The following is a 6749-nucleotide window of genomic DNA, read 5'->3' as shown; positions in this document are numbered from 1 at the left end:
CCGGGATCTTAATGGAATGGCACCTAGCTTGTGCTGGTTATGATGTGGTGGGCTCTCCTTATTCTAGCGCGCATCCGGGCGAAGAATTTCGCCCGGTCAGGGAGTGCTACCCCTATGGGGAAAGCAGAGGCCCCGGCACCGACAATTACTTCTCACCTTCGGCCGCCCGCAGTTCGTCAGTGGCGGCAAGGCCAGTTATCAGTGGCAGGCATGTTTTTCGGCCGCTTTGGGCTTGAAAGGATTCCGGCTCCCCAAGGGCTTGATCGGCGGCGAAATAACGGGGCTCTCGTGGGTGAGTAGTTCGGTAAGCGGAGCGTTTTGGTCGCTGCTGGTGATCCAGGTACCCTTTCTCGTCTTAGGCTATTCCTCTCTCGGCCAAAAGTTCGCGCTAAGAACGCTGGAAACCCTTTGGGCCCTGGCAGGCGGCATCTCTTCCTTCCCTTATCCCTTGCATGATGGTAAACTTTTCCCCCTCATGGGGCCTGCTGCTGCTGCTGGCCTTCCCCCTTGCTGCCCAAGCTCAGAACGGCGTCGGCATTGGCACCACCGCCCCTGATGCCTCGGCGGCCCTCGATATCGTCTCGTCAGCCAAGGGGGCATTGCTGCCGCGCCTGACCGCAGCCCAGCGCACGGCCATCACCCGCCCGGCCACGGGCCTGCTCGTGTTTCAAACCGATGGGCCGGCCGGCTTCTACTTCAACCGGGGCACCCCGCGGCCCCGGACTGGCAGCCAATGGGTGCCGGCGGCGGCGACAACCTGGGCAACCATACCGCCACCCAAGCGCTGCAATTGCAAGGTAATGCCTTAACGGGCACGGGAGCCAGCGTCGGCACGGCCGTGGGCCTGGGCGTACGCGCCGATGGTGGCTTGAACCTGGGCCAGAATACCGTTGGCAACAACCTCTACCTCGGTTTCCAGGCCGGGCAAGCCAACACGACGGGTAGTGGTAACGTGTTCAGTGGTTTTCAAAGCGGCGAAAACAACACGACGGGCTACAACAATGTGTTCAGTGGCTATCAAGTGGCCGCAGCAATACCACGGGCAACTTCAATGTGTTCAGCGGGGCTTACGTGGCTATAACACCACGACGGGCAGCTTCAACGTGTTTAGCGGCAACAGCAGCGGCATCAGCAACACGACGGGTACCGGCAACGTGTTCAGCGGCGACCGGGCCGGCAGGCCAACACCACGGGCAGTGACAACGTGTTCACTGGTTTTCAAAGCGGCTTCAACAATACCACGGGCAACTTCAACGTGTTTAGTGGCTATCAAAGCGGCCGCAGTAATACCACAGGCCGCGATAACGTGTTTAGCGGCAATCAAAGCGGCTTCAATAACACGACGGGCAGCAACAACGTGTTCAGCGGTACCAGCAGCGGCAGAAGCAACACCACGGGTACGGATAACGTGTTCAACGGTACCAACAGCGGTCTGAGCAATACGACGGGCCGCGACAACGTATTTAGCGGCGCCAACAGCGGCCGTAGCAACACCACCGGCACCGGCAACGTGTTTAGTGGCACTAACAGTGGCTTCAATACACCACCGGCACGGGCAACGTATTTAGCGGCGACCGGGCCGGGGAAGCCAACACCACGGGCAACTTCAACGTGTTCAGCGGCTATCTCAGTGGCTACAGCAACACGACCGGTAGCAACAACGTGTTTAGTGGCACCAGCATGGCCGCAGCAATACACCGGCACGGATAACGTGTTCAGCGGCTCCGGCAGTGGGGCCAGCAACACGACGGGCTATAACAATGTGTTCAGTGGCGCTAACAGCGGCCGCAGTAATACCACCGGCAACTTCAATGTGTTCAATGGTACGAACAGTGGTATTGCTAACACGACGGGCACCGGCAACCTGTTCAGTGGCACCGATAGCGGCCTCAGCAATACCGAGGGCAGCTTTAACGTGTTCAACGGGTATGGAAGCGGCCTCAATAACCGCACGGGTAGCCACAACGTGTTCAGCGGCACCTATAGTGGCGTCGATAATATCACCGGTAGTGACAACGTGTTCACTGGCTTTCAAAGCGGCTATCGGAACAATACGGGCAGCGGCAACGTGTTTAGTGGCACCAACAGCGGCTACAACAATACGACGGGCATCTACAACACATTCAGCGGTGGTTTAAGCGGCCGCAGCAATACCGAGGCAGCTTCAACGTGTTCAACGGTATGAAAGTGGCCTCAACAATAGCACGGGCAGCAATAACGTGTTCAGCGGTTATCTAAGCGGCCTCAGCAACACGATCGGCTTCGGCAGCGTATTCAGCGGCACCAACAGCGGCCGCAGCAACACGAGCGGTAACTTGAACGTGTTCAGCGGCTATCAAAGCGGCTTCGACAACACGACGGGCAGCGAGAACCTGTTCAGCGGCAGTTTCAGCGGCTTCGTCAACCGCACGGGCAGCAACAACGTGTTCAGCGGCGCCAACAGCGGCCGCAGCAACACGACGGGCAGTGGCAATGTGTTCAACGGCACCGACAGCGGCCGCAGCAATACCACGGGCAGCAACAACACCGCCCTGGGCCAAGGCGCCGGCCCCACTTCCGGTGCGCTGACCAACGCCACGGCTCTGGGCTACCAAGCCCGGGTGAGCCAAAGCAATTCCCTCGTGCTCGGTGGCACCGGGGCTTCTGCCGTGCGCGTTGGCATCGGGACGGAAGCGCCGGGCTACCTGCTCGATGTAGCGGGCGATATCCGGTGAACGCGACCGTCTACACCTCCGATGCCCGCTTCAAGCAGCAGGTGCGTCCACTGGCCGGCGCGCTGCCGCGGTGCTGCAGCTACGCGGCGTGCGCTACACCTGGAACACCCTGGGCGTGGCCCACGGCGGTACGGTCGGCACCGAGCAGGTGGGTCTGCTGGCGCAGGAGTGGAAAAAATCTACCCTGAGCTAGTGAGCACGACAAAGAAGGCTACAAAGCGATCAACTATGCCCAGCTGACGCCCGTGCTCATCGAGGCCCTCAAAGAACTAGCAGCCCAAAATGCCGCGCTGCAAGCGCGCACCGCCACGCCGAAGCCAAAGCAGCCCAGGCCACGGCCACCACTGCCGCCTTCGAGACGCGGCTACGGGCCCTGGAAGCCGGCAGTGGGCAAGCCCAGCGCTAACCGCCCTGGTGCTATCGCTGCTTTAGCCCTCTTTCCTCTGCCTGCTTCCCCCTGCCTAGTTATGAAACTTTTCCTTCCCCTGATCCTCGCGCTGCCCGCCCTCCCCGGCTTCTCCCAAACCCTGACCAACCAGGGGGCCATCCTCACGGTCGAAGCCGGTGCACGCTCTACGTGGCCGGGGGCGTGCTCAACCAGGCCGGTAGCACCCTGACCAACGCCGGCACGCTGCACCTCGAGGGCGACCTGACTAACGCGGGTACCTTCACCTCGCCGGGCCTGCTGCTGTTCGCGGGTACCCGCACCAAGTCTTCCGCCCCGGCACGGCCGCCGTATCGGCTATCACCCTCCGCAACACGGGCGCGGCGGGCGCCAACCGCTTGCTGGTCACTCAGGACCTAGTGATCACCTCCTTGCTTACCCTGACCGGGGTCTGGTGCGCACGCAGGGATGGAGACGGGTGCCCGCTGGCCACGCTAAGCCTGCCTGACGGGGGACGGATCGTGGGCGAAGGTCCGGCCAGTACGTGCAGGGCCGCCTGGCTTTGACGCGCGCAAGCGTGAGTGCCGCTACGGGTCCGGTCGACTTCAGCAATGGGCTGGTGCTTGATTCAAACGAGCAGAACCTAGGACCCGTCACGGTCACGCGCACGGCGGGCCTGCACGCCGCAGGGATAAGCTACGGCACCACTGTGGCGGCACCCGGGGTATCGACCGGCTCTGCAGGTGGCGGCTCGCAGCCGCTCAGTGCTCCGTTTCGGCCACCGTGAGTTGGATCAGCGACGACGATAATGGCCTCGACTTCACGACATCCGCCAGCTCTGCAGGCGACCAAGCCAGCGGCCCTGGACCGGCAGGGCGCCCGGCCACCAGCAGCGCCCGCGCTTCACAGCCATCGTGACGCAACTCGGGGTGCTAACGATCAGCAACTCGAGCACCTCGCGGCCCCTGACGCCAGAGAGCCGCTCCGTCGGCTTTACCGCGCAGCTCTACCCTAATCCAGTGCGCGGCAGCGAAGTGCCGACCCTGCTGGTGTACATTGCCGACGCCGCCCCCTCAGCTGGCAGCTGACTGATGCGCTGGGGCGTACACTGAGGAGCCAGACCGCCCCTTGCTTCCTGGACCAATGTATTGCCTCTCGGCCCGCCAACGGCTTACCACCCGGCGTCTACCTAGTACGAATACAACAAGGGACCATCACCAGGTAATCCAGCTGATACGAGAATAATAGTCAGTTCCCCATATCAGGGGTTCACCACCAAAACTAGAGAAACCGCTCGGTCAAAGCTTCTACAAACTGGGCTTGGTTGAGGGTAGGTTTCGGTGCTTATTGCTTCTTATCGACCAAGGCGAAGACAAGCCAGCATAGCCCTAGCATTCCCTCGATAAGGGGCCCTTATCACAGCGGGCAGCAGTGGAGAGCAACAGTGGGTCGCGCGCTATAACGGCCGGCCAACGGCTATGACCAGGTCACGGCCTCGCGTGGATGCCTCGGCGAGTGCTGGTAACGGGACGCTCGGAAAGCGGCCTTGGTTCCAGCCAGCAATTTGCGACCGTTGCGTACACGCAAGCCTCCAAGCGACGGCGAAGGTCTTGAGTGCAACAACCCAGCCAACGGCGTCTGCTTCGCCAGCAAGCGGGCAGCAGTTGGCCGTGTATCCAAACCCCGCAACGGGCCCCACCACCATTCGCTTCCGGCCCGTGCTCGATGGGCCCGCGCAGGTGCTTGTCTACAATCAACTGGGCCAGCAGGTAGCCACCTTGTACGACGGGCCCGTGCGGCAAGGGCATTCCTACGAGTTGTCGTTGCGTAGCGAACAGTTACCAGCGGGTTTGTACACCTGTTCGCTGCTCGTTAGCGGCCAGCGCGAATCAGTGCGCCTCGTCGTGACCCATTAAGCTCTGACCGGTCTTAAATCTACAAAAAGCGTCTTCCACCATGGTGGAAGACGCTTTTTTTCGGGTCTCTTATGACAGGAGGTAGTTAGGTAGTGGACCAGCAGGCGGCAGGGTAAACAGCTTGGCTCTTTTCTAAACGTCCCTAGCAAGGTGCTATAGCAACTGTGTATAGTCATGATAAGGGCCCCTTATCAGGCGTAGAAAAATGTCGATCACTGAAGCAGTGCGGAAACAGCGCGGCCTTTTACCCTCTTACAGGAGGCGGGGCTCGAAAGAGGGGCGCGTCAACCCGTCCTGATTATCCGCCACCATCGCCCGCTACACCTACTGCTTCGTCTGGCCGGAGGCACGCTGTTGGCTCCGGTGGTGATCCGGTCAATTCGCTGCAAACCGCGTTTTTGTCTGGCCTCTTGCGGCTCCGGAGCTTTTGGCGCGGTAACCGAATGAAAAAAGGAGTATCTCCTCGCCAACCGGAGCAAAAGGGAGTATCCCCAGTCGCTATCCGGACAAAAAAGGGAGTATCTCCAGGGATTTTCGACCTAAAAGCTGCTGTTTTCCTCTTGCGAAAGCGAACAAAATACTAGAAGCCAAGCATTTATCGCATTTTCGCCGGTTGTGTAGCACCCTCAAAGCCGCCCTGCTACAACCTTTCGCCCCTTGGCCTGCTCCTTGTGCTGTCTGCTTCTCGCAGCAGGTCCTTTCCCGTGCCGCAGGAGGAATTCCGACTTTTTGCCTCCTTCACGACCGACGGAAGGCTGGAGCCGACGTGCCCTCCTCTCGGTTCCTATTCCCTAACGCCACCTCTACTCTCCACCCATGTCGCCCTTGCTCCGCTCTAGCAGCCTAATCACCTTACTCTTTTGCGTCAGCTGTAAGTCATTCGACCCTGGTCTGTTAAACCCTACCGCGGTCACCCTTAGCCGAAGCTGCCGGCCCTGGAGAACCACGTTCGGGATGAGCTGGACGAGGTCACGGTGGTGGTCGGGCCCGATGGCGATGGGAGTGTGGTAGCCACTCGTTCCCGCGATGTGGCTACCTTATTTGAGCGCGAGACGAGGGAAGCCCTCACGGCGCCGTACGGCGATAAGAAAGGCTTCTTAGAACTCAAGGTCACGCCCCTCACGACCCGTGGTTCTGCGTGGCTGCTGGTATCGGGCTGACGCTGTTCATTCCCAACGCCGTGGGCATGCCCTCTCGGCGTGGAAAACCACGGTTTCCACCCAGCTCGATGTGCTCGATAGCCAACGGCGACTCGTGGCCACCTACCGGGCTGAGGGCGAAGCCAAGGCCGTGTGGGTCTGTTTAGCGCCACCAACTATGCCGAACCGGGCCGGGTCGTGTACCTGCAGGCGGTGCGGCAGTGCCTCGAGCAGATCAAAACGAAATGCAACCGGATCTAGCGCGTTTGCAGAGCCAGTTACAGTAGCGTAGGGCCCGCTTACGCGCTTCCATCGGTGCTATCGCCTTGATCGAAGGTCGCTACACCCGCTAGGGCTTCCTGCTATTCCCTTACTGCCCTTTCCGGCCAAGAAGGTCCGGTAGCGGAAAGCAACACGCTCTGTTTTCTGCCTGCTGAGAACACCCGGATATATTCTTGCTTCCTTCTTCTTCGGATGAATGGTAGGTCCTAGCGCGTTTTGTCGAACGCCTGAAGGAAGGGAAAGAGTTGTATCTAAGTAGTTGTAACTGTCCGAGAAGCAACTTTATGATAACCAGCTTATTCTAACTTGTTAA

13 protein-coding genes are annotated in these 6749 nt (G+C 60.2%); 12 read left to right on the top strand and 1 reads right to left on the bottom strand.

The genetic code is table 11. The features are described from left to right. The first annotated feature begins 103 nt into the window (after positions 1–103). The 3 genes from MUN86_RS32555 to MUN86_RS28045 are packed head-to-tail and all read left to right on the top strand — an operon-like array spanning position 104 to position 1081. Positions 104–556, top strand: coding sequence for a YitT family protein (locus MUN86_RS32555; protein ID WP_375379522.1), 453 nt, complete (start codon positions 104–106; stop codon positions 554–556). Continuing rightward, the gene (locus tag MUN86_RS28050) at positions 453–809 is read left to right on the top strand and encodes a phage tail-like protein (RefSeq protein WP_245127056.1); all 357 of its coding nucleotides are present in this window, start codon (positions 453–455) and stop codon (positions 807–809) included. Before MUN86_RS32555 ends, MUN86_RS28050 begins: the two co-directional genes overlap by 104 nt. Continuing rightward, positions 791–1081 (top strand): hypothetical protein, encoded by a 291-nt coding sequence (locus MUN86_RS28045; protein WP_245127055.1) that lies wholly within the window; start codon positions 791–793, stop codon positions 1079–1081. Before MUN86_RS28050 ends, MUN86_RS28045 begins: the two co-directional genes overlap by 19 nt. On the opposite strand, the gene MUN86_RS28040 is transcribed toward MUN86_RS28045, so the two are convergent. After that, on the bottom strand, positions 1076–1222 hold the full coding sequence (locus tag MUN86_RS28040; protein WP_245127054.1) for a hypothetical protein: 147 nt from the start codon (positions 1220–1222) through the stop codon (positions 1076–1078). The genes MUN86_RS28045 and MUN86_RS28040 overlap by 6 nt on opposite strands. Between MUN86_RS28040 and MUN86_RS28035 the strand changes: the two genes are divergently transcribed. The 9 genes from MUN86_RS28035 to MUN86_RS31475 all read left to right on the top strand — a co-directional run bounded on the left by MUN86_RS28035 (position 1205) and on the right by MUN86_RS31475 (position 6175). After that, positions 1205–2185, top strand: a complete 981-nt coding sequence (locus MUN86_RS28035; protein WP_245127053.1) for a serine-rich family protein — start codon at positions 1205–1207, stop codon at positions 2183–2185. The genes MUN86_RS28040 and MUN86_RS28035 overlap by 18 nt on opposite strands. A 34-nt stretch (positions 2186–2219) precedes the next feature. Beyond that, positions 2220–2714: a hypothetical protein gene (locus MUN86_RS28030; RefSeq protein WP_245127052.1), complete on the top strand. Its 495-nt coding sequence runs from the start codon at positions 2220–2222 to the stop codon at positions 2712–2714. A gap of 70 nt (positions 2715–2784) precedes the next feature. Continuing rightward, the gene (locus MUN86_RS28025; protein ID WP_245127051.1) at positions 2785–2907 is read left to right on the top strand and encodes a tail fiber domain-containing protein; all 123 of its coding nucleotides are present in this window, start codon (positions 2785–2787) and stop codon (positions 2905–2907) included. 52 nt (positions 2908–2959) lie between these two features. Beyond that, a complete protein-coding gene (locus MUN86_RS28020; RefSeq protein ID WP_245127050.1) occupies positions 2960–3331 on the top strand; it encodes a hypothetical protein in 372 nt (123 codons plus the stop codon). Positions 3332–3661: 330 nt separating this feature from the next. Next, positions 3662–3886, top strand: coding sequence for a hypothetical protein (locus MUN86_RS28015; RefSeq protein WP_245127049.1), 225 nt, complete (start codon positions 3662–3664; stop codon positions 3884–3886). Next, positions 3883–4017 (top strand): hypothetical protein, encoded by a 135-nt coding sequence (locus tag MUN86_RS31480; protein WP_280640677.1) that lies wholly within the window; start codon positions 3883–3885, stop codon positions 4015–4017. The genes MUN86_RS28015 and MUN86_RS31480 overlap by 4 nt, the downstream gene beginning before the upstream one ends. After that, on the top strand, positions 4014–4187 hold the full coding sequence (locus tag MUN86_RS28010; protein ID WP_245127048.1) for a hypothetical protein: 174 nt from the start codon (positions 4014–4016) through the stop codon (positions 4185–4187). Before MUN86_RS31480 ends, MUN86_RS28010 begins: the two co-directional genes overlap by 4 nt. Before the next feature lie 522 nt (positions 4188–4709). Beyond that, entirely contained in the window at positions 4710–5015 is a 306-nt protein-coding gene (locus MUN86_RS28005; protein WP_245127047.1) for a T9SS type A sorting domain-containing protein, read from the top strand. Positions 5016–6043: 1028 nt separating this feature from the next. Next, positions 6044–6175, top strand: coding sequence for a hypothetical protein (locus MUN86_RS31475; RefSeq protein ID WP_280640676.1), 132 nt, complete (start codon positions 6044–6046; stop codon positions 6173–6175). The last annotated feature ends 574 nt before the right edge of the window (positions 6176–6749 follow it).

The sequence above is a fragment of the Hymenobacter volaticus genome (genome assembly GCF_022921055.1).
Lineage (GTDB): Bacteria > Bacteroidota > Bacteroidia > Cytophagales > Hymenobacteraceae > Hymenobacter > Hymenobacter volaticus.
This window is presented reverse-complemented; position numbering and strand designations above follow the sequence as displayed.

What these genes read in the sequence shown, in the direction of transcription:
- MUN86_RS28050 (WP_245127056.1), top strand. Translation starts at nt 453, where the DNA reads ATGATGGTAAACTTTTCCCCCTCATGGGGCCTGCTGCTGCTGCTGGCC.